19 protein-coding genes are annotated in these 20,568 nt (G+C 65.1%); 9 read left to right on the top strand and 10 right to left on the bottom strand.

Annotated features, from left to right (window positions below):
* Positions 1-310: 310 nt before the first annotated feature.
* The 8 genes from ATO9_RS12485 to ATO9_RS12450 form a co-directional block, all read right to left on the bottom strand.
* Positions 311-991 (bottom strand): orotate phosphoribosyltransferase, encoded by a 681-nt coding sequence (locus ATO9_RS12485; RefSeq protein WP_043749325.1) that lies wholly within the window; start codon positions 989-991, stop codon positions 311-313.
* A gap of 49 nt (positions 992-1,040) precedes the next feature.
* Positions 1,041-2,084 (bottom strand): dihydroorotase, encoded by a 1,044-nt coding sequence (gene pyrC / locus ATO9_RS12480; RefSeq protein ID WP_043749322.1) that lies wholly within the window; start codon positions 2,082-2,084, stop codon positions 1,041-1,043.
* Between the two features lie 39 nt (positions 2,085-2,123).
* On the bottom strand, positions 2,124-3,083 hold the full coding sequence (locus ATO9_RS12475; RefSeq protein ID WP_052418285.1) for a hypothetical protein: 960 nt from the start codon (positions 3,081-3,083) through the stop codon (positions 2,124-2,126).
* 117 nt (positions 3,084-3,200) lie between these two features.
* Positions 3,201-4,265, bottom strand: a complete 1,065-nt coding sequence (locus ATO9_RS12470) for a glycosyltransferase family 2 protein (RefSeq protein ID WP_052418284.1) — start codon at positions 4,263-4,265, stop codon at positions 3,201-3,203.
* Positions 4,265-5,020 (bottom strand): FkbM family methyltransferase, encoded by a 756-nt coding sequence (locus ATO9_RS12465; protein WP_052418283.1) that lies wholly within the window; start codon positions 5,018-5,020, stop codon positions 4,265-4,267. Before ATO9_RS12465 ends, ATO9_RS12470 begins: the two co-directional genes overlap by 1 nt.
* Before the next feature lie 2 nt (positions 5,021-5,022).
* The gene (locus tag ATO9_RS12460) at positions 5,023-7,410 is read right to left on the bottom strand and encodes a glycosyltransferase family 2 protein (protein WP_043749320.1); all 2,388 of its coding nucleotides are present in this window, start codon (positions 7,408-7,410) and stop codon (positions 5,023-5,025) included.
* The gene (locus tag ATO9_RS12455; RefSeq protein ID WP_202902135.1) at positions 7,407-8,120 is read right to left on the bottom strand and encodes a sulfotransferase family protein; all 714 of its coding nucleotides are present in this window, start codon (positions 8,118-8,120) and stop codon (positions 7,407-7,409) included. Before ATO9_RS12455 ends, ATO9_RS12460 begins: the two co-directional genes overlap by 4 nt.
* Entirely contained in the window at positions 8,117-9,190 is a 1,074-nt protein-coding gene (locus tag ATO9_RS12450; protein WP_043749317.1) for a glycosyltransferase family 2 protein, read from the bottom strand. Before ATO9_RS12450 ends, ATO9_RS12455 begins: the two co-directional genes overlap by 4 nt.
* Positions 9,191-9,431: 241 nt before the next feature.
* Here ATO9_RS12450 and ATO9_RS12445 point away from each other — a divergent pair, with 241 nt between their 5' ends.
* From ATO9_RS12445 to ATO9_RS12420, 6 genes are all read left to right on the top strand, one after another.
* Entirely contained in the window at positions 9,432-10,340 is a 909-nt protein-coding gene (locus ATO9_RS12445) for an AAA family ATPase (RefSeq protein WP_043749314.1), read from the top strand.
* An 18-nt stretch (positions 10,341-10,358) separates the two neighbouring features.
* The gene (locus ATO9_RS12440) at positions 10,359-10,727 is read left to right on the top strand and encodes a VOC family protein (RefSeq protein WP_043749312.1); all 369 of its coding nucleotides are present in this window, start codon (positions 10,359-10,361) and stop codon (positions 10,725-10,727) included.
* 193 nt (positions 10,728-10,920) lie between these two features.
* Positions 10,921-12,183: a vWA domain-containing protein gene (locus tag ATO9_RS12435; RefSeq protein WP_043749308.1), complete on the top strand. Its 1,263-nt coding sequence runs from the start codon at positions 10,921-10,923 to the stop codon at positions 12,181-12,183.
* Between the two features lie 98 nt (positions 12,184-12,281).
* A complete protein-coding gene (locus ATO9_RS12430; protein WP_043749305.1) occupies positions 12,282-14,408 on the top strand; it encodes an OmpA family protein in 2,127 nt (708 codons plus the stop codon).
* Between the two features lie 311 nt (positions 14,409-14,719).
* Positions 14,720-15,688: an XdhC family protein gene (locus tag ATO9_RS12425; protein WP_043749302.1), complete on the top strand. Its 969-nt coding sequence runs from the start codon at positions 14,720-14,722 to the stop codon at positions 15,686-15,688.
* A gap of 1 nt (position 15,689) precedes the next feature.
* On the top strand, positions 15,690-16,709 hold the full coding sequence (locus tag ATO9_RS12420) for a molybdopterin-binding protein (RefSeq protein ID WP_043749298.1): 1,020 nt from the start codon (positions 15,690-15,692) through the stop codon (positions 16,707-16,709).
* A 101-nt stretch (positions 16,710-16,810) separates the two neighbouring features.
* Here ATO9_RS12420 and infC read toward each other — a convergent pair whose 3' ends face one another.
* Complete coding sequence (gene infC / locus ATO9_RS12415; RefSeq protein WP_337588277.1) at positions 16,811-17,395, bottom strand: translation initiation factor IF-3; 585 nt, start codon at positions 17,393-17,395, stop codon at positions 16,811-16,813.
* A gap of 146 nt (positions 17,396-17,541) precedes the next feature.
* On the opposite strand from infC, the gene ATO9_RS23495 reads away from it, so the two are divergent.
* Positions 17,542-18,585, top strand: a complete 1,044-nt coding sequence (locus ATO9_RS23495; RefSeq protein ID WP_052418282.1) for a hypothetical protein — start codon at positions 17,542-17,544, stop codon at positions 18,583-18,585.
* Positions 18,586-18,661: 76 nt separating this feature from the next.
* Here ATO9_RS23495 and ATO9_RS12400 read toward each other — a convergent pair whose 3' ends face one another.
* On the bottom strand, positions 18,662-19,123 hold the full coding sequence (locus tag ATO9_RS12400) for an Lrp/AsnC family transcriptional regulator (protein WP_043749295.1): 462 nt from the start codon (positions 19,121-19,123) through the stop codon (positions 18,662-18,664).
* A 146-nt stretch (positions 19,124-19,269) separates the two neighbouring features.
* Between ATO9_RS12400 and ATO9_RS12395 the strand changes: the two genes are divergently transcribed.
* Positions 19,270-20,268: an NAD(P)-dependent oxidoreductase gene (locus ATO9_RS12395; protein ID WP_043749293.1), complete on the top strand. Its 999-nt coding sequence runs from the start codon at positions 19,270-19,272 to the stop codon at positions 20,266-20,268.
* Complete coding sequence (locus ATO9_RS12390; RefSeq protein WP_043749291.1) at positions 20,268-20,567, top strand: DUF2849 domain-containing protein; 300 nt, start codon at positions 20,268-20,270, stop codon at positions 20,565-20,567. The genes ATO9_RS12395 and ATO9_RS12390 overlap by 1 nt, the downstream gene beginning before the upstream one ends.
* Position 20,568: the final 1 nt, after the last annotated feature.

Below are 20,568 nucleotides of genomic sequence, written 5' to 3'. Positions count from 1 at the left end.
CCCAGTCCGACCATGCCTTGGTAGGAATTTGAGTTACCGGATGCGCCCATATTCACGCAATCTGGAAAAGCTGTGGATAAGCGATGTATGTTTCCACGCTACCATATCTGGTGGCATTTGTCGCCCGCTTTCCCCGATTTTGCGAAAGGCTGGGGGAAACCTGCTCATTCGATATGCCGCCATGCGGAAAGCATACGAGGGCGTATTAACTTACCCAAAATTGACCCAAGGTAAGCCATGCGCAAATTGATCGCGTGACGGGGCGATCCATGCATGAAACCCGCGTCACACTCGAATCGTTTCGCCGGGCTCAGCCCTTGGCGCGGGCCTCCTGCCAGGCGCGCGGCGCCTTGAGAAAGCTTTCGACCTCGTCCAGCGTCTCGGTGTCAAAGGCGCCGCGGCGGCGCGCTTCGGCCAGCACATCCCACCAGGTGCACAGGTGATGCAGGGTCACGCCATGATCGCCCAGCGTCTTCGTCGTCTCCGGGAAGATGTCGTAATAGAAGATCACCGCCGTATGGGCACAGCTGGCCCCGGTGTCGCGGATCGCGTCGACAAAGCTGATCTTGGAGCCGCCATCAGTGGTCAGATCCTCGACCAGCAGCACCCGCTGTCCCTCGCTCATCGCGCCTTCGATCCGGGCGTTGCGGCCATAGCCCTTGGGCTTCTTGCGCACATAGGTCATCGGCAGAGCCATGCGTTCGGCCACCAGAGCGGCAAAGGGGATGCCCGCCGTCTCGCCGCCCGCGATATTGTCAAAGCTTTCCAGCCCGGCATTGCGCATCACCGTGACCGTCAGGAAATCCATCAGGGTCGAGCGGATGCGCGGGAACGAGATCAGCTTGCGGCAGTCGATATAGGTCGGGCCCTGCAATCCGGAGGCGTAGGTGTAGGGCTCGCGCGCGTTGAAATGGACCGCCTCGATATCCAGCAGCATCCCGGCGCTCAGGCGGGCGATCTCTTCGGCGGCGGGGTAGGAACTGGGGATCATGGTCGGGCCTTTTCGGAAATCTCGGCGCAGGGGCAGGGGGCGGTGAGTGTCAGTCGGTGACCGACCAATGCACGTCGAACCCGGGGTCGAAGACGGTGACCGGTCCGGTCGCGCTCTCGATCTTGTCGGGGAAGACGGTGGGCGTGTCCGACTTGGCCAGGCTCAGCGTCCCGGTATTCGCGGGCAACCCGTAGAAGGCCGGCCCGTGCAGCGAGGTGAAGCTTTCCAGGAAGTCCAGCGCCCCGGCCTGTTCGAAGACATGCGCCAGCAGCGGCATCGTGTTGGTCGCGGTAAAACACCCGGCACAGCCGCAGGCATGTTCCTTCAGGTGATCGGGATGCGGCGCACTGTCGGTGCCCAGGAAGAACCGCGCATCGCCCGAGGTCGCGGCGGCCACCAGCGCCTCGCGGTGGATCTCGCGCTTGGCGACGGGCAGGCAGTAGTAATGCGGCTTGATCCCGCCCACCAGGATATGGTTGCGGTTGATGATCAGGTGATGCGTCGTGATCGTCGCGCCCAGCCCGTCGGCATTCGCGCGCACGTAATCGGCGGCCTGCGCGGTGGTGATGTGCTCCATCACCACTTTCAGCCCCGGCACCGCCTGGCGGATCGGATCGAGCACGCGTTCGATGAACACCGCCTCGCGGTCGAAGATGTCGATCTCGGCATCGGTGACCTCGCCATGCATGCACAATGGCATGCCGATCTCGGCCATCCGCTCCATCACCGGGCGGACCTTGTCGAAATCCCGCACGCCCGAGGCCGAATTGGTCGTGGCCCCGGCCGGATAGAGTTTCACTGCGCGTGCGATGCCCGCCTCGTAGGCTGCGGCCACATCATCGGGATCGGTCTCCTCGGTCATGTAGAGCGTCATCAGCGGCTCAAAGCTCATGCCCTCGGGCAGGGCGGCCAGGATCCGGTCGCGATAGGACGCGGCCTGCGCCCCGGTCACCACCGGCGGCACCAGGTTCGGCATAATGATCGCACGCGCGAAATGGCGGGCGGTTTCGGGCAGGACGGCCTCCATCATCGCGCCGTCGCGCAGGTGAAGGTGCCAGTCGTCGGGGCGGCGGATGGTCAGGCTGCTGGTCATGACGATGCGCTTACACAAGCCATCCGCACTTGGGAAGGGTCATGCGCCGGTTTGGCTGCTTTGCCCGTCTCCGACTGCCGGGACAGGAGGGGTCTCCAGCCGCTTCAGCCTTTTCTTGAATCCAGGCGCTTTCATCCGCGCGGTCACGTTGCGGCATACGATACGGTCTAGGTCGTTGTGCCCCGCAGCCTCCAGCCGTGCGACCAGACGCTTCAAATACGGGCGATAATCGCGCCGAGACCGCCCGATCCGGCCCAAGATGGCCCTTGAGAGCTCCCCACGGGCTGCCGCGTTTAGGATCGGCTCTAGCTGTCCACTCAGTATCAACGCTTGTTGAAGATCGGCCCCCGCGCGCCAGGGATGCAGATGCACGTTGGGTCGGGCGAAAAGCGCGGCATGCACTGCGTCCAGCATCACGTCAGGGTCGAAATAGACGTGCGCCTGTTCGGCGGCGTCGATCATGTCGGGCGCATAGCCGTAACGGTCGGTGAAGTTGCGCCGCCGCTGGCCGACGAATCGCGTGTCCCATCCGGTCACTTCCGCGTCCAGCGTCGCCTGCGGGTTCACGAGGATCACCGTCGCCCCGGGCGCGGCCACAGAAAACGCCGCCGCCGCGTAACCGCAATCTCCGGCGCCGTAGAAAACCACGCGGTCAAAATCCTCGAAGAACCCATCATCGCACAGCCGGTCGAAATAGCCGTAAACCTGCGGATCGCGGAACCAGGTGTCACCGTCGCAGGCCAGCAGCAGATGCGACCAGCCCTCGCGCCGCGCGATCGGCCAGCCCAGTGGCTGTGCCGCATCTGTCATCCCGCGGATCGTGTCGATCTTTTCGAATGTCACCAGCAACACGCGGCCCTGATCCACGAAAGTCGCGAAATGGTCGTCGCCGAGGGGCTGAAAATACCCCGTCAGTTCCGCAATGTCACCGATACGCTGGATCCAATCGGATTTGGACAATCCAGACAGATCCATATTGGGCAAGACGTCGTCTCGCATGGCAGCCCCCAAGAATTACTGCGTACTTCAATTGTCCCGACGCAACGTTAACACAACTTTAAAGTTGGTTAATGGCGTTTCTCGGGATTCCGATCACATTCAATAATCAGATGTGGATCAGGCGTTTTCTTCGCCGCCTGCGCTCATTTCTCGGGCAAGATTGGCGTAGCGCACCAGGAATCGGGCCTCGTTCATCGGCAGGGCACGGGTTGGCGGGGTCATCAGAAGCCGGCCAAAGAGCGCGCGATAGGGCTCCAGCATCATCAGTTCCTCGAACTTGTCTCGCCGCCAGGTCACCGCGGCCTCGTGCAACCTGGCAAGCTCCGGATCGGCCTTCAGGGGGGTAAGCTCGGCCTGCATCCGGTCGGACATGTCGAGGATCGAGCGGTCTTCCTCCTGGTTGAAATTCCGCTCCACCCAGTAGTCGACGCCCAGCATGTGATCGGAATGCACGGCCCGCCCGCGCGCGGCCTTCAGGATATAGCTCTCCATCGCGCCCAGCGGATAATGGTTCAACTGGACCAGCCCGTAATTCGACCGGCCGTAATTGCTGAAAATCCTCTGCGTGCGGAATTTCGCGTCCAGTTCCCGGCCCTCGCCATCGAACCAGCGCGCGGCCTCGACCCGGTCCGGATCGGGCGAGCGCGGACGATGCACCCCCATTTTCCGATAGGTCCCGTCATTGCGATAGAGCGTCTTGAACATGGCCGATCGCCAGGGCCAGTACATCTTGACGGGGGCCGCACGCAGGAAGGTCTGCGTGACCGGCTCGTCCTTGAACCGCGCCTGGCCCGCGCACCCGAACAACCGCCAGGTCAGGGTGATCGCGTGGGCCTCGGGGAGGGCGTCGAACAGGGCGGGCAGGGTCCGGTCGCCCACGTGGATGTTGACGAACTCGTCCACGTCCAGGGTCAGGATCCAGTCCGCCTGTTTCACGATCTCCATCTTGTCGGCGGCCTTGTAGGCGGTGAACTGGATGCCGCCCTGGTCATAGGGGCCATCGTTGCGGATATGGGTGATCTGCCCCATCTCCTCCAACCGGTCGAGGATCGCATCGGTCCCGTCCTGGCAATCGTTTGAAAACACCAGGAAATCGGTGAACCCGACCGCGCGGTGATGGGCCAGCCATTCCAGCAGGAAGGCGCCCTCGTTGCGCACGGTCAGAACGGCAAGACAGCGCATCAGGCGGGACGGACGAAGGAGACGACCTTCGCGCAGGACCGTTTCGCGTGGTAGATCAGCCCCGCCCCGTGGAACAGGTCGAAGATCGCGCCGACCCCGCGATGGCCGATGATCTGGGGGTGCAGTTCCACGATGGCGGCGCGCAGCCCGGACAGGTCCAGCAACGGCAGTACACGCAGCTCCGCACCCTCGATATCGCAGATCAGCACATCCGGGGCGAGGTCGCGGATCGTCTCGCGCGCCGGCAGGACCGGGACCCGCTCGACCCGCACCACGCCCTGCGACGGCTCGGGCGACAGCGATGACGCGACAAAGTTCCGGCGGATGTAGAACGGGGCCTCGCCCGCCACTTCGCCCAGCAGCGCATGATGCACGCGCACATCCGACAGGTCGTTTTCCGCATGGACGCGACGGATGCAGGGGATCAGGTCGGGATTGGCCTCGAAGGCATGCACCGCGGACGGGCGGCAATTCCGCGCGATGACCGAAGACATGTAGCCCAGCCCGGCGCCCAGTTCGACGACCCTCTCGCCGGGTTTCACCACGGCCAGCGCCGCGCGGGTCTCGTTCAGCTCATAGACCTCATCCGCCAGCGCCCGCCGCACCCGCGGCTTCAGCACTGGCATGTCGGTGGCGAACCGGACCCCGTAGGACGTCACATGCGTCGGTTTCTTCTGCCGCGCCAGCGCCTCGCGCTTCTTCAGATCGGAAGAGCCGGGGAACATCACCGCGGGATCGTACTGGCTGCCATCCATGCTCAGCTCTCCAGGTCGAGGGCCAGCGCGATGGCGACCCGTTCCGTCTCGGTCAGCTTGATCTCCAGCGCCTGTTCGTACAGCTCCTGGAATTCGGGGATGCCGTGCAATTCCTCGGCCTTGGCCTTGTGCCAGGCGAAGCCTGCCTCGTGCAGCCCGCGTAGCGTGTCATCGGCCATCAGCGCGCCCATCTCGGCGCGCAGGCGGGGCAGGTTCCGGGTGATCGTGACGTCGGTGTAATTGCTCCAGTCCATCCGGATCCAGTAGTTCAGCCCGATCGACCGGTCGACATGCAGGGCTCGCCCCCTTTGCCGTTTGACAAGGTAACTTTCGGCCGACCGCAGCGCGTAATGGTTCAACTGGATCAGGTCATACCCGATTGATTTCTTGGAGCTTCTCCAGCCGTTCTTGATCTGCTCCTTGGTGGTGGGCAGGCCGGAGCCGTTGACCCAGGCCACCTGGTCGATCTTGTCATCGACCAGCTTGTTGGGCCGGTGGCAGGACAGTTTCTCGTAGGCGCCGATATTGCGGAACATCGTCTTGAAGCCCCAGACCGTATGCGGCTTGGGGCAGTATTTCGGCGCGCAGGCGGTGAATTGCTCGATCACCGGTCGGTCTTCTAGCGCGGTCACGCCGTTATGGCCAAACAGCCGCCAGGTCATCGACACGTTGGTCGCCGCCGGCACCCGTTCAAAGAAATCGTCCAGCGTGCCATTGCCGCAGCGGATGTTGACGAATTCGTCCACGTCGATATGGGCGATCCATTCCGCGTTGCGGATCACGTCTTCTTCCAGCGCATTGTCCAGCGCGTATTGCTGGGGCGAATTGCCTTCCCACTTGTCGTTGTTGCGATGGTGGACAATGCCCAGCTCGTCCAGCCGGGCCAGGATCTTGTCGGTCCCGTCGGTGCAATCGTTGGTGTAGATCAGGAAGGTGTCGAAGCCGACCGCGCGGTGATAGGCGATCCATTCCAGGATATAGGGCGCCTCGTTCTTCATGCAGCCGACGATGACGCGGCCCGTGCTGCCCGCGGGCAGGGGCCGGACCGGGGCGGGCGCAGTGGGATAGGCAGGTTCGAACGGGGCGGCCAGTTCTTCCTCGTTGACGCGGCCGAGCCGGTTATGCGGCTTGAACGACGAGGTCTGGAGCGAGGCGAATTTCTCCAGCGCCAGCGGCGACATGATCTTCATCGCCTCGGGGGTCACGGCCTCCTTGATCTTCGCCCGTGTCTCACCCTGCGGGGCTTCGCCGTTCAGTTCGGCGATATCGGCCAGCTTGGCCTTGGCATGGTCGGCCGTGCTGCGCTCGACCCGCCACATCCAGCCCAGCAGGTATTGCGAGGCGCGGTAGCCGTTGCGCGTTCCGGCCTCCCGCCAGGGGCCTTCGGGGGCGTCGGGTTCCATCCGGGCCGGGTCCAGCCCGGGATGCGCGGCGCACAGACCCTCGCGATCCCGCGCGAACCGATCCGATATCAAGCCCAGCGTGCCGGAGGCGATCGGCGGGCCGTCGATGGCGATCTCGTCCATGAACCGCTTCCAGTAGGTGCGCGTCAGCACGTGCTTGCCCTCGGACAGCAGGCGCAGCAGCAGGTCGTTCATCTGCCGCGAGCGCGCCACCCAGGCGGCCGAGGGCTCTGCCGGCGGGGTCCAGGGATCGGCCTTGCCGAATTGTTCGGTGATGTCGAAACAGGCGGCCAGTTCGTCGACCACGTCGGGGCCGGTGAAACGGTCGGGATCATAGCTGCGCAGCCGTACCGATCCCGCGCCGAAGGTCGCCTCCCAATGGCGCACGAGGCGTTGGTAATCCAGCCAGAAGGCCGGGGTCTGGATGTTGGGAAACTGGCCGCGTTCCGCGGCCGGATCAGGGGCCAGGGCCAGGCAGGCCTCCCACCAGTCCGGCGCATCGACCAGGCCGGTTTCCAGGTCCAGCCCGCGGGCGCGCCCCTCCATCACCTGCGCGGCATAGGCCCGGGCCAGCAGGCGCGCCGGCTCGTCCACATGGGCGGTGACGGTGATGTCCTTGCTCAGCGGGGTCAGCAGGTCGCGCAGCGTCTCAAGCTCCGCCCGGCTGGTCAGCGATGTGCCCAGTTGCGAGGCCGACAGGATCAGCACCTCGGGCTTCGCGGCCTCCACGTCGCGGGCCAGACCCTCGGCGATCTGGTCGCGCAGGGCGGTCTGCTTTTCCTCGGTGATGAAGCCGCGGTTGAAGCGCAGAGGGTCCACCGCATCGGGCGCCGTGACGGCCATGAACAGGCGGGTGTGGTTCTTCGCGCCCGGCGTGCGCGGAAACAGGACGCCCTTGCCCTCAAGCTGCGAGCGTTTCTCGGCCAGCACGTCCTGAAGACGCTGGGCACCGCAATGGTCCAGCCCGATATGCAGGTGAATCTTCATGTCTCATCCGTCTCCCTGACGGTCTCGGCCCCGGTCCCGTCGGCATCGTCATCGGTCCCGTCGCCCCTGGCCGCATCATCCTCGGGCAGATCGGGGTTCGTGTTGCGGTTGGCCTGACCCCACCACGGCACGTCGCGCCCGATGAAGGCGGCCAGCCGGTCCCGCGCATCCTCCGCCCCGACGGGCAGGTGCAGGAAATGCGGATCGCCCGCAAAGAACCGCTCCAGCGTGGCATAATGCCCTTCGATCCAGCGCACACGCTCCGCCGTCGTCTCGCCATAGCCAACCGGCAGGCCGGGGATCGCCGCGCGTTCCAGCCGGGTCACCATGTTGGTCCAGGCCAGCATCGAATTGCTCAGCTCCAGCGGATCGCGCCAGGTCGCCACGAAACGGACGCCGGGATGACAGGCGCGGATCGCCTCGATCAGCCCCCAATCGGTCTGCGGCCAGATCGGATGCCGCTCCCGCAGGGCCGAGATCTCACTCAGCGCGTCGAACTCGTCCAAGTCGGCCAGCGGATCATCCGCGTGGTAAAGCCCGCGATACAGCAGGTCGCCGACAAACACCTCGTGCAGGTCTTCGCGGGCGGTCTGCTGCGGCTGGATGCGGTGATCGGCGACATGCAGGTTGGCCCGGCGCAGGGCGCGGGCCAGGGTCGTGGTGCCCGATTTCGGCAGGCCCAGATTGATCACCCGCAGGCGCGGGCTCATCCGGTGGCCTCCGGCTCTGCCAAGGCATAGGGCGAGGGCGGCGGCGTCAGCCCCAGCGAGATCAGCAGTGCCTCTTCCGCCGGACAGATCGTGCCGGCCTCCTTCAGCTGCTGTTTCATCGCCTGGTATTCGGGTTGCGCCAGCAGCGCGTCGCGCTTGGCCCTGTGCAAGTCACAGGCCTCGTCATGCAGCGCGCCGATGCCGGGCAGGGCCTTCAGTCGGTCCATTTCCTTGTGCAGCGCGGGCAGGTAGCGGTGGATCGAGCGATCCTCGGCCGCGATATCGTTGCGCTCGCGCCAATAGGTGTCGTCGAAGGCGCGGTGTTCGCGGTTCACGTCGCCCCGGTCGTTCTTCACCAGGTAGCTGTCCAGAGACCGCAGCGCATAATGGTTCAGCGTCGCCAGGGTCCGCGCGCCCTGGGCCGGGAACTTGCGGATCCGGCGTTCATTGGCGGCGATCAGGAACTTGTGCGGCACGTTCCGCCCCGACCCGTCGGTCCAGGAGGGCCGCTTTTTCGGCGGCAGCTTGGATTTGAAGAACGGGCGATGCGCGCCGAAATATTGCAGCGGGAAGTCGCTGCGCACCAGGCTCTTCACCTCGATCGCGAACTCGCCGCACCAGATGTCGGGGTTGTGGCAGCGGGTGAACTGCTCGATCACCGGGCGGTCCTCGAACCCCTCGATCCCGGCATTGGCAAAGAACTGGAAATTCAGCGAAATCGCCTGCGGATTGCCGCAGGCCTCGATCAGGGCGGGGATCGTGTGATCGCCTACATGGATGTTCAGGAACTCGTCCACATCCGCCACCCAGGCCCAGTCCGCCTCGGCCAGGACGGGCTGCTTGCGCGCATCCTTCAGCGCTTCCATCTGGTAATTGCGCCCCTCGGCGGGGTTGGGCAGGTGCACAACCACGCCATGCCCGGCCAGAGCATCCAGCATCCGGTCCGTCGCATCGTCGCAATCGTTGGAATAGAACAGGAAATCGGTCACGCCGATCAGTCGGTTGAACGCGATCCATTCCAGCAGGAAGGGACCTTCGTTCTTCACACAGGTCACGGCGGTTATGCGCATGGCTGCACCCCCGCCTGTAAGGGGACGTGAACAATCATTATATCGGCCCGATAGCTGCCCGGGTTGCGTGGGTCGCAGCTTTATGCCCGACCCATCGTTAATTACTTGGGCGCAGTTTCGCATTTGCCTGCCGCGCCGTCAACGCTGCCCGCGCGTCCCGCGTCCCCCTGCGCCTAAAGTACAACCCTCCGGCCCTTGACGCTCCGCCCCGCCCATGCACTCTTCCCCGACGGAGGTCCACATGACGATACCCAACAGCATCGAGGCGGTCGGCGACATGCTGGCAGGCCAGGATTACGTGGCGGGCCGCGCGCTCTCCACCGTGGTCTTCCTGGCCCTGACCCTCGGCAAGCCGCTTTTCCTCGAAGGTGAACCCGGCACCGGCAAGACCGAGATCGCCAAGGCCATCGCGGCCGGCCTCGGTCGCCGCCTGATCCGCCTGCAATGCTACGAAGGGCTCGACGCGGCCTCTGCCGTCTACGAATGGAACTTCCCGGCCCAGATGGTGGCGATCCGCACGGCCGAGGCCTCGGGCAGCGCCGACCGCGACGCCCTCCAGGCAGAGCTTTTCAGCCCCGACTACCTGACGGAACGCCCGCTTCTGCAAGCGATGCGCCCCGATCCCGCCGGCCCGCCCGTCCTGCTCATCGACGAGCTCGACCGCACCGACGAACCCTTCGAGGCCTTCCTGCTCGAGGCGCTCTCGGATTTCCAGGTGACCATCCCCGAGCTTGGCACGATCAAGGCACCGGAACCACCCATCGTCATCGTCACCTCCAACCGCACGCGCGAGGTTCACGACGCGCTCAAGCGCCGCTGCCTCTATCACTGGGTCGATTACCCCGATTTCGCCCGCGAGATGGAAATCCTCACCGCCCGCGCGCCCGAGGCCGCCGACACCCTCTCGCGCGAGGTCGTGGCCTTCGTCCAGCGCCTGCGCACCGAGGATATCTTCAAGAAACCCGGCGTCGCGGAAACCATCGACTGGGCCAAATGCCTGCTCGCCCTCGACGTGATCGAGCTGTCGCCGCAGACCATCGCCGACACGCTGGGCGCGATCCTGAAATACCAGGACGACATCGCCCGCCTGCAAGGGTCCGAGGCCAAGCGCCTTCTGGACGAGGCCCGCGCCAGTATCGGCCCGGCCTGATCGGCGCGCGTGGCATAGATGATCCAGAGCATAGACCACCTCGTCCTCACCGTCCGCGACCCCGAAAGGGCCGCGGCCTTCTATGCCCGTGTGCTGGGGCTTCGGGTGGTCCGTTTCGGCGAGGGCCGTCTGGCCCTCCAGGTCGGCGCGCAGAAGATCAACCTGCAATCGCTGGGCCAGGAAACGCGCAACCATGCCTGTATCGGCTCCGGCGATCTCTGCCTGCTTACCGACGCGGCCCCCGAGGACACGATCGCCCGCCTGACTGCCGAGGGCGTCCCGATCGTCGAAGGCCCGGTGGAAAAGACCGGCGCCCGCGGGCCGTTCACTTCGGTCTATTTCAACGATCCCGATGGCAATCTCATCGAAATCAGTCGCTACCCGTGACCATCCGGCCTGCATATCCACTGCCTGAAAGCAGGCAAGATCGCTTGCCCTCCATCGGAGGCGAGCAAGCTATTCCGCTTGCCACCCGGCGCGCGCGCCCCTTTCATCTGGCCCCAAATATCCTGCCGGGGGTGTGGGGGATGCAAAATCCCCCACCTGTGCGACCTCTCCACCCGAACCCCGGCCTGACCTGATGCCCGAATTCCCGCAACTCGACCTGCCCGAACATCCCCGCCTGGCGGAGAACATCACCCATTTCGCCCGCGCCCTGCGCAAGGCCGGCCTGCCCATCGGGCCCGGCCGGGTGATCGACGCCATCCGCGCGGTCGAGGCCGCGGGCTTCACCGAGAAATCCGACTTCTACTGGACCCTGCACGCCTGTTTCGTCTCCCGCCCGGATCACCGGCAGATCTTCAACCAGGTCTTCCGGCTCTACTGGCGCGACCCGCAATACATGGAACACATGATGTCCATGATGCTGCCCTCCCTGCGCGGTGTGGCCGAGGAACGCGCCGCTGAAGCCGCCGAAAAACGTGCCGCCGAGGCGCTGCTCGACGGCGCCGATGCCCCCGTCGACCGGCCCGAGCAGGACGAGAGCGAGGAGGAGACCACGATCGAGGTCGACGCCTCCCTCACCATGTCCGAGGAAGAGCGCCTGCGCTCACTCGATTTCGAACAGATGTCGACCGAGGAAATCGCCCGCGCGAAGCGGATGCTCTCGCGGCTCACGCTGCCGGTCACTCCGCTCAAGACTCGTCGCGGCCAGTCCAGCGCCCGCGGCGCGCGGATCGACGGCGCCCGCACCCTGCGCGCGGCGATGCGCACGGGCGGCGAAATCCAAAGCCTTGCCCGCATGACCCCGCGCACCCGCTGGCCCGCGCTGGTCACGCTCTGCGACATCTCCGGCTCCATGTCGCAATATTCGCGGATGGTGCTGCATTTCCTGCACGCGGTGGCCAATGAAAAAGGCGCCGGCTGGGCCAAGGTCCACGCCTTCACCTTCGGCACGCGTCTCACCAACATCACCCGCCACCTCGCCAATCGCGACGTCGATGCCGCGCTCGCCGCCGCCGGGGCGGAGGCGCAGGATTGGGAAGGCGGCACCCGGATCGGCGATTGCCTGCACGCCTTCAACCGCGATTGGTCGCGCCGCGTCATGGGGCAGGGGGCGGTTGTCCTGCTGATCACCGACGGGCTCGACCGGGGGGACCCGGATGCGCTGGCCCATGAAATGCAGCGCCTGCACCTGTCGTCGCGGCGCCTGATCTGGCTCAACCCGCTGTTGCGCTATGACGGCTTCGCGCCGCGCGCCCGGGGCATCGCCGCGATGATGCCGCACGTGGACACGTTTCGGGCCGGGCACTCCATCGCTTCCATCGAAGACCTCGCCCAATCGCTGTCGCGCCCCGATGACATGGGCGAAAAAGCCCGGATGCTGGCTGCGCTAAGAGGCTGAAATCCCTCGCGCTATCCGATAACATTGAACTTATTGCGATGATCCGACGTTGCTTTCCTAAGCGCCGCCCGATGCGGCCCAGGAAAGGACTACACCCCATGACCGGAACATTTCTGAAATCGACCACCGCGATCGTGCTGAGCCTCAGCCTCGCGGTTCCGCATGCCGCCATTGCCCAGGTCACGCTCGACGACGTTGAACTCGAGGTGAACACCGAGGGCATGACCGAGGCCGAGATCGAGGCCCTCAAGCTGAAGAAACTGGAAGAGATGCAGGCCGCAGAGGCCCAATCCCTCCCCGAACAGGCCGAGGGCGAGGCCAAGGGGCTGCTCGGCCAGGCCGTGGACGCGGTTCAGGACACCGTGGACCAGGTGACCGGCAACGGCGACGTGAACGATAATGCCGGCAATGCTGGCGGTCAGGGCCAGGCCAACGCGAATGCCGAGGGGCAGGCCAACGCCAACGCCCAGGCTGAAGCCGCCGCAGAGCCCGCCGAGACGGCTGAAACCGCCGCCGAGGAAACTGCCGAGGCGGTCGAACAGACTGCAGATCAAGCTGCCGACACGGCCGAAGCCGTGACCGAGCAGGCCGCCGATACGACCGAGGCCGCAACCGAACAGGCCGCAGACGCTGCCGAAGGCGCGACCGAAGAGGTCGACCAGACCGCAGATGCCCTTCGTGAAGACCTTGAGGCCGACCAGGCCGCCGAAGCAGAGGCTCAGGCCAATGCAGAGGCCCCGGCCGACGCCAATTCGGATGCCACGGCCGAGGCCAATGCCGACGCCAACGCCGCCCCGGTGACCGAGGAAGAGCCCGGCGCGCTTGAACAGGCCGTCGACAACGTCCGTAACGCGCTGACCGGCGAAGACAATGCCGAAGCCGCTGCCGAAGCAGAAGCTGAAACCGAAGCAGAAGCTGAAACCGCAGCCGAAGCTGAGACCGCCGCTGACGCGGAGGCCGCGACCGACGCCGAAACCGCTACGGCGCAAGATGCCGACGCGACGGCCGATGCCGAAACGACTGCCGATGCGGGCGCCACCGCCAGCGATGGCGAAGCAACCGCCGAGGCCGAGGTCGACCGGCAGGCCGTCGCCGAACAGCAGGCCGAAGCCCAGGCGGCCGAAGCCGAGGCGCAATCCGGGTCCATGGCCGCAACCGCGACCGACACCGAAGGTGCCGAAGTGGTCGAGGAAACCGTGACCGAAGAGGACACCCGCTCTTCGACCGAGGAATTCCAGACCGCGGCCGATGCGCAGACCACGGCACAGGAGACCGATCAGCAGGCGGCCAACACCCAGGATGATGGCGTCGCCAACCAGCTGGACGACAATGAAGGCCTGAACGATCTGGGCAAGATCGCCCTCTTTGGTCTTGGTGCCCTCGCTGTCGGCCAGATCCTGTCGAACGGCAACGAGGTCGTGTCGAATTCCGGCGACCGCGTGGTCGTGCAGCAGCCGGACGGCTCCTACCGTGTCTACAAGAACGACGACACGCTGATCCGCCGCCCCGGGACCGACGTGCGCACCTTTGCCTATGACGACGGCTCCACCCGGACGGTCGCCACGCGCGACAATGGCGTGCAGATCGAAACGATCCGTGCCGCCGATGGCACCGTGCTGCGCCGCACGCGCATCCTGCCCGACGGTCAGCAGGTCGTTCTCTTCGACGACACCCGCACTGTCGAGCGGGTCGAGGTGAACCAGCTGCCGCAGGTGTCCGAAGCCGACCGTTCGATAAACTTCCAGCAGGCGCAGGAAGACGAACTGCGCGCCGCGCTACAGGCCCAGATGCCGGCCGATGTGAACCGTACCTTCTCGCTCAGCCAGGTGCGCAACATCAACGCCGTGCGCCAGCTGGTGCCCGAGATCGACGTGGACAACATCACCTTCGAAACCGGCTCCTCCGCGATCCGGCCTGAAGAGGCAGAGGAACTGGCCGCGCTTGGGACCGCCATGCGTCAGCGGATCGAGGAAAACCCGGGCGAGGTCTTCCTGATCGAAGGTCACACCGATGCCGTCGGTTCTGCCAGCTACAACCTGGCCCTGTCCGACCGCCGCGCCGAATCCGTGGCACTGGCCCTGACCGAGTATTTCGACGTGCCGCCCGAGAACATGGTTGTTCAGGGCTACGGCGAATACGACCTGAAGATCCGCACCCTGTCTGCCGAGCGCGAGAACCGCCGCGCCGCCGTGCGCCGCATCACCACGCTGCTGACGGACAGCTAAGCGATACGAACCGGGCCATTCTGGACCGGGGACATTTCCGAGGCCGGGCAGGGTAACCTGCCCGGCCTTTTTCAGTGTCGCGGCCCGACTGGGGAAGAAGACGTTCCGGAAAGGAATGCATGGGCCGCAGGACTGTCATGCCGGAAATTGGTTAATGATGTCTTGATCCAGCGCAAAAATGCACCGACGTAATACCGACGCGATACCGACGTCGTACCGACCCTCCGAAAATCGGGGGCAGGGTCGACTTTCCGCCACTTGGGGTGGGTCGAATTTTCTGCGACGATCGCGGTCGGAAAAGGAGAAGTCTCATGGATCAGATACCCGAACAGGCGCTCGACTGGTTTCGCGCCGGCAAGGGCGCGGCGCTGGCGACCGTGGTCGAAACCTGGGGCTCCGCACCGCGCCGCGTCGGTGCCATGCTCGCCGTCTCGGGCGAGGGGGAGCTGGTCGGCTCCGTCTCTGGCGGCTGCGTCGAGGGTGCGGTAATTACCGAGGCTTTTGAGGTACTTGAAGAGGGTGGCAGCCGTATCCTGACCTATGGTGTCTCCGACGATGACGCCTTTGCCGTGGGGCTTGCCTGTGGTGGGACGATCCGCATCCTTCTGGAGCCCGTGGGCCTCGAAAACGGCCTGCCCGAAGATCACCTCGCCGCCCTGTGCGAAGCCCGCGCCGAACGCCGCCCCGTGGCCCATGTGATCGACACCCAAACCTGGGAACGTCGCCTGGAAGGCTTTGAAACGCATGAAGAAAAGTTCCGCGCCGATCGGTCTGCCTTCCTCGAGGACGGCACGACCTTCGTCGCCATCCACAACCCGCCGCTGCGGATGATGGTGGTGGGGGCCGTGCATATCGCTCAGGCCCTTTTGCCGATGGCGCGCATCGCGGGCTACGACCCGGTCATCATCGACCCGCGCCCCGCCTTCGCCGCCGAGAACCGTTTCCCTGGGGAACGCATCCTGGAGGACTACCCGGACGAGGTTCTGACCCGCGAGGGCATCGACACCCGCACCGCGCTCGTCCTGCTGACCCACGACCCCAAGATCGACGATCCGGCTCTCGTTCTGGGCCTGCGGTCGGACGCGTTCTATATCGGCGCGCTCGGGTCGACGCGGACTCATGCGAAACGGGTGAAACGGCTTGAAGGTCAGGGCTTTAGCGAGGCCGAGATCGGCCGCATCCACGCCCCTGTCGGGCTCGATATCGGTGCTGCGGGCCCCGCCGAAATCGCGGTTTCGATCATGGGCGAGATCACTCGGGTCCTGCGAAAAGGCGCCTGACATGAAGTTCGGAAAGGTCGACCTTGAGGAGGCCGAAGGCGCCATCCTCGCCCATTCCGTGGCCCTGTCCTCGGGCCGTCTGCGCAAGGGGCAGGTCCTGTCTGCCGATGACATTTCGGCCATGGCAGAGGCCGGCATGACAGAGGTCATCGTCGCCCGTCTGGCGCCTGGTGATATCGATGAAAATACCGCTGCAGCACGGGTTGCGGCTGCTCTCGTGCCGGACCCGGATGCCGCTAACCTGCAGATAACAGAGGCCTTTACGGGGCGCGTGAACCTGCTGGCCACGGGGCCTGGCGTGGTGCGATTGGACGCGGCGCGCTTGCAGGCGCTGAACCGCATCGACCCGATGCTGACGCTCGCCACGGTGCCGAATTACCGGCAGATGAGCGCGGGCGGGATGGTGGCAACGGTCAAGATCATCTCCTACGCGGTTCCGGGCAGCGCGGTAGAAGCGGCAGAGAGCCTCTTGGCCGATGCGCCGTCCCTCCGGCTGGAGCGGACGCGGCTGTGCACGGCCCGTCTGATCGTCACGCAAATCCCTGGTGGAGCAGGGGAAAAAGGCGTGAAGGCCATCCGGGACCGGGTCGAGGCTTTGGGGATGGACCTGACCGAAACCCGCACCGTGGCCCATGATCGCGCGGCGCTGACGGCGGAGCTCCAGAAGGACGCACCGGAGGACCTGGTGCTGATCCTGACAGGCTCTGCCACGTCCGATCCCGATGATGTCGCACCCGGTGCCGTACGCGATGCGGGCGGCCAGGTGACGCGGTTTGGAATGCCCGTCGATCCGGGCAACCTGTTGTTCCTGGGGGATTTATCCGACCGTCCGGTGATCGGCTTGCCAGGCTGCGCGCGTTCGCCGTCTCTGAACGGGGCCGATTGGATCCTGTCGCGGATTGCCTGCGGTCTGCCCGTCTCCGGCGACGATATCGCCGGGATGGGGGTGGGTGGCCTGCTCAAGGAAATCCCGACCCGGCCCCAGCCTCGTGACCGGAGCAGGCGGCTTAACAAGCCGTGACCAACCGCGCAGCATTGCCCGAGCCAGCCGCCCCAAACCCTTGAATGCAAACAAAAACGGCCCCCAAAAGAGGGCCGTTTCATCATGACGTCAAATTGGGATTACTTGGTGACCGGGCCGATCATCATGATCATCTGGCGGCCTTCCATCTTCGGCATGTTCTCGACCTTGCCGACTTCCTTGATGTCCTCGGCGACCCGTTCCAGCAATTCGCGGCCCAGGTTCTGGTGCGCCATCTCGCGGCCGCGGAACCGCAGGGTGACCTTCACCTTGTCGCCTTTTTCAAGGAATTTGAAGACGTTGCGCATCTTCACTTCGTAGTCATGCGTGTCGGTGTTGGGGCGGAACTTCACCTCCTTCACCTCGATGATCTTCTGTTTCTTGCGCGCCTCGGATTCCCGCTTCTGCTGTTCGTACTTGAACTTGCCGAAATCCATGATCTTGCAGACAGGCGGATTGGCATTCGGGGAAATCTCGACAAGATCCAGCTCTGCTTGAGCGGCCATTTCCATGGCGCGGGCCGGAGTCACGACACCAACGTTCTCTCCGTCGGCGCCAATCAGGCGGATTTCATCTGCGCGAATGCGTTCGTTTACGCGGGGGCCGGTATCACGGGTCGGCGGCGCGTTGTGTGGTCTGCGAGCTATTTTCTTGGTCCTTTTGTGGCCGTGGTTTTGAAGGCACAAAGTAGACTTGGCAGGGGTTTCTTTCAAGCGGCAAATCGGGGAAACGTCCTGCCAAAGCCGAATCTCTGCCTCGCAGCATTTTGTGGGCGGCGTCGGCCAACTTGCGTTAGAATGGGCGCAGGTGACCAAAGGAAGGGAATTCTCAAATGCAGAAAATCATTGCCGTTCTGATTGGCCTCGTGATCGTGGGCGGGATCGCCTGGTACATCCGTGAGCCGGAAGTGGTCGAGGAGATGGCCACCGACGTTGCCGAAAGCGCAGAGGACATCGATGCCCCTGCCGCGCTGGAAGACGCCGCCGACTCGGTCGGTGACGCGGTCGAGGACACTGCGGTAGCTGCGGCCGAAGTGGCCGAAGAAGCGGTCGAAGAGGCGCAGGAACTGGCTGCCGATGCCGCGGAAACCGCTGAAGAAGCGGCAGAAACCGTCGGCGCAGCCGTGAGCGAGGCGACCGAGAACGCCGAAGAGGTCGCAGGCGACGCAGCTGATGCTGCCGCCGAGGCCACCGATGATGCGATGGCGCTGGCCGGCGATGCGGCGGACCAGGCCTCTGACGCGGCCGAAGCCGTTGAAAACACGGCCGAGACCGTGATGGACACCGCGGGTGAGGCTGCTGAAACCGCCGCCGAAGCGACCGAAGAAGCCGTCGAAGACACCGTCGCCGCAGCCGAGGACACCGCCGAAGCCGCCGCTGACGTGACCGAGGACACCGCGACCGCCGCCGCCGAAGCGACGGAAGAGGCCGTAGAGGCCACTGCCGAAGCGACGGCGGAGGTTGCCGACGAGGCCGCGGAAACGACTGCGGAGGCCGCGGAAGAGGTGGCCACGGAAACCACCGCCGCGACCGAAGAGGCTGCTGACGCCGCAGCCGATACCGCCGAAGCCGCGGAAGAAACCGCCGAAACCGCCGCGGCCGAAACCGCGGATGCGGCCGACGCCGCCACGACCGAAACCAGCGCCGAGGTCGAGGCTCTGGCCGAGGAAACCGGCATGTCCGTGGCCAGCATCACCGACCTGCTGACGGTGGACGGGTTCGACTTCGACCAGGTGATCGAACTGATCGATGCCTCCGATATCGGGGTGATCCAGAAAGGCGCGCTGAAGGCCGGGATCGAGGGCGCGCGGAACAATCCCGACCAGCTCTCCACCCTGCTGGAGCAGGTGCGGCAGGCGCTTGGTCTGGAAGGCTAAGCCTCTGACATAAAAACGCAAAGGGCCGGTCGCATCGACCGGCCCTTTTTCTTTGGATTAAGCCCCGAGCGCCCGGTCAGAGGGGCAGGGCGTTGGTCGATTTGATCTCTTCCATCGACAGCAGCGCGGTCACGTTGTGGACCTTCACCTCCGATATCAGCGCCTGGTAGAACGCATCGTAAGCGCGGGCATTCTGGACGCGGACCTTGAGTATGTAGTCGATGTCGCCGGCCAGTCGGTGTGCCTCCTGCACTTCGGGGCGTTCGCGCAGGGCCTTGAGGAAGGCCGCCTGCCAGGAGGCGTCGTGCTCCGACGTGCGGATCAGCACGAAGAAGCAGGCCTCGAACCCCAGCGTCTCCGCATCGAGAATCGCCACCTCCCGCGTGATGATCCCGGCATCGCGCATCTTGCGGATCCGGTTCCACACAGGGGTCTTGGAGGACCCTACTTTCTTGGCGATTTCCTCGATCGAGGGTGTGGTGTCCTGCTGCAGTTGCAAAAGGATTTTCCGGTCGAGCTCGTCCAGTCGGGTCGCCATTCCTGTTTTCCTTGCTTTACCGGGATTCCGACCCGGCTGGTCGCGCTTGCTGGAACAGAGTTCCTTATTTCCCCGGATACCTAGCGGGTTGGGGGGATTATTTCCTAAGTTGGTCTCAAGTCAACCGACCCGGAAAGGGGGCGTCCATGCAGCATTTCCCGATCTTCCTGTCGATGCAGGGCACACGCGTGCTTCTGTCCGGCGGAGGCGCGGCCGCGCTGGCCAAGCTGCGCCTGCTGATGAAGACGCCCGCCCGGATCGAAGTCTACGCCGAAGATGCGGCACCGGAAATCCGCACATGGGCCCGTCGCGGTCAGCTGATCCTGAAGGCACGGGCGCTGCGCGCGCTCGATCTGGTCGGGGCACAGCTGGTCTACGCGGCGGACGAGGACGACGCCAAGGATGCGCGCACCGCGTCGCTGGGCCGTGACGCTGGCGTGCTGGTTAATGTCGTCGACAACCTGGCCGCGTCACAGTTCATCACGCCCGCCATGGTCGACCGTGCGCCGCTGACCGTGGCCATCGGGACCGAAGGCACCGCGCCCGTGCTGGCCCGCAAGGTCAAGGCCGCGCTCGAGGCACAGCTGCCGGTCGCAACCGGTGACCTGGCCGAAGCCGCGGCGCATTTCCGCGACCGGGCAGAGGTTCTGCCCCACGGCGCCGCCCGCCGCGAGTTCTGGGCCGAATGGTTCGACCATGCCGGGCCCGAGGCCCATGCCGAAGGGCACGACCTGGATCATGCCCTGACAACGCTGTTGCAGGCCCATCAGGCCGGTCGCGAGCAGACGCCGCGGGTCACGCTGGCCTGGACCGGGTCCGACGACCCCGATCTGCTGGTGATGAAGACGCGCCGCGCGCTCGACACCGCCGACGTTGTCGTGCATGACGCGGACATCGCCGATGCTGTGCTGGAGCTTGCCCGCCGCGAGGCCGATTTCGTCACCATCCATGACACCGCCCATGTGCCTCCGCTGCCGCGCCTTCTGGCCCAGCATGCGCAGGGCGGTCAGCACGTTCTTTACCTTTCCACCCGGCCGATCCCGGATCAGCTGATTGCGCGCCTTGGCCTCGAGCCGGTCGAAACCAGCGTCATCCCGGGCGTCGCCGCCCCCATTCAAAGCCAAACCAGACAGGAGCAGGTCTGATGCCGCGCGCCTTTACCCCCAAAGTGGTTACCGCCAACGCCCTTCTCGAAGGTGATGTCGTCTACCTGACCGCTGACGACCAATGGACCCGTGATCTCAAGCAGGCGGAACTGATCACCGACGAAGCGGTGGCCGATCTGCGCCTGCTGGAAGCCGAACGCCGCGCCGCAGAGGTCGTGGGCCCGTACCTGGCCGACATGGTCGCCGGTGACGGCGGCCCCGAGCCCACCCATTTCCGCGAGGATTTCCGGCGTACCGGCCCCTCCAACTACCACCACGGCAAACAGGCGGAGGCATAAG

It is taken from the genome of Pseudooceanicola atlanticus (assembly GCF_000768315.1).
Lineage (GTDB): Bacteria > Pseudomonadota > Alphaproteobacteria > Rhodobacterales > Rhodobacteraceae > Pseudooceanicola > Pseudooceanicola atlanticus.
Note: the sequence above shows the minus strand (reverse complement) of the source record. Positions and strands in the feature narration are given on the sequence as shown.

What these genes read in the sequence shown, in the direction of transcription:
- ATO9_RS12485 (WP_043749325.1), bottom strand. Translation starts at nt 991, where the DNA reads ATGATCCCCAGTTCCTACCCCGCCGCCGAAGAGATCGCCCGCCTGAGC.
- pyrC (WP_043749322.1), bottom strand. Translation starts at nt 2,084, where the DNA reads ATGACCAGCAGCCTGACCATCCGCCGCCCCGACGACTGGCACCTTCAC.
- ATO9_RS12475 (WP_052418285.1), bottom strand. Translation starts at nt 3,083, where the DNA reads ATGCGAGACGACGTCTTGCCCAATATGGATCTGTCTGGATTGTCCAAA.
- ATO9_RS12470 (WP_052418284.1), bottom strand. Translation starts at nt 4,265, where the DNA reads ATGCGCTGTCTTGCCGTTCTGACCGTGCGCAACGAGGGCGCCTTCCTG.
- ATO9_RS12465 (WP_052418283.1), bottom strand. Translation starts at nt 5,020, where the DNA reads ATGGATGGCAGCCAGTACGATCCCGCGGTGATGTTCCCCGGCTCTTCC.
- ATO9_RS12460 (WP_043749320.1), bottom strand. Translation starts at nt 7,410, where the DNA reads ATGAAGATTCACCTGCATATCGGGCTGGACCATTGCGGTGCCCAGCGT.
- ATO9_RS12455 (WP_202902135.1), bottom strand. Translation starts at nt 8,120, where the DNA reads ATGAGCCCGCGCCTGCGGGTGATCAATCTGGGCCTGCCGAAATCGGGC.
- ATO9_RS12450 (WP_043749317.1), bottom strand. Translation starts at nt 9,190, where the DNA reads ATGCGCATAACCGCCGTGACCTGTGTGAAGAACGAAGGTCCCTTCCTG.
- ATO9_RS12445 (WP_043749314.1), top strand. Translation starts at nt 9,432, where the DNA reads ATGACGATACCCAACAGCATCGAGGCGGTCGGCGACATGCTGGCAGGC.
- ATO9_RS12440 (WP_043749312.1), top strand. Translation starts at nt 10,359, where the DNA reads ATGATCCAGAGCATAGACCACCTCGTCCTCACCGTCCGCGACCCCGAA.
- ATO9_RS12435 (WP_043749308.1), top strand. Translation starts at nt 10,921, where the DNA reads ATGCCCGAATTCCCGCAACTCGACCTGCCCGAACATCCCCGCCTGGCG.
- ATO9_RS12430 (WP_043749305.1), top strand. Translation starts at nt 12,282, where the DNA reads ATGACCGGAACATTTCTGAAATCGACCACCGCGATCGTGCTGAGCCTC.
- ATO9_RS12425 (WP_043749302.1), top strand. Translation starts at nt 14,720, where the DNA reads ATGGATCAGATACCCGAACAGGCGCTCGACTGGTTTCGCGCCGGCAAG.
- ATO9_RS12420 (WP_043749298.1), top strand. Translation starts at nt 15,690, where the DNA reads ATGAAGTTCGGAAAGGTCGACCTTGAGGAGGCCGAAGGCGCCATCCTC.
- ATO9_RS23495 (WP_052418282.1), top strand. Translation starts at nt 17,542, where the DNA reads ATGCAGAAAATCATTGCCGTTCTGATTGGCCTCGTGATCGTGGGCGGG.
- ATO9_RS12400 (WP_043749295.1), bottom strand. Translation starts at nt 19,123, where the DNA reads ATGGCGACCCGACTGGACGAGCTCGACCGGAAAATCCTTTTGCAACTG.
- ATO9_RS12395 (WP_043749293.1), top strand. Translation starts at nt 19,270, where the DNA reads ATGCAGCATTTCCCGATCTTCCTGTCGATGCAGGGCACACGCGTGCTT.
- ATO9_RS12390 (WP_043749291.1), top strand. Translation starts at nt 20,268, where the DNA reads ATGCCGCGCGCCTTTACCCCCAAAGTGGTTACCGCCAACGCCCTTCTC.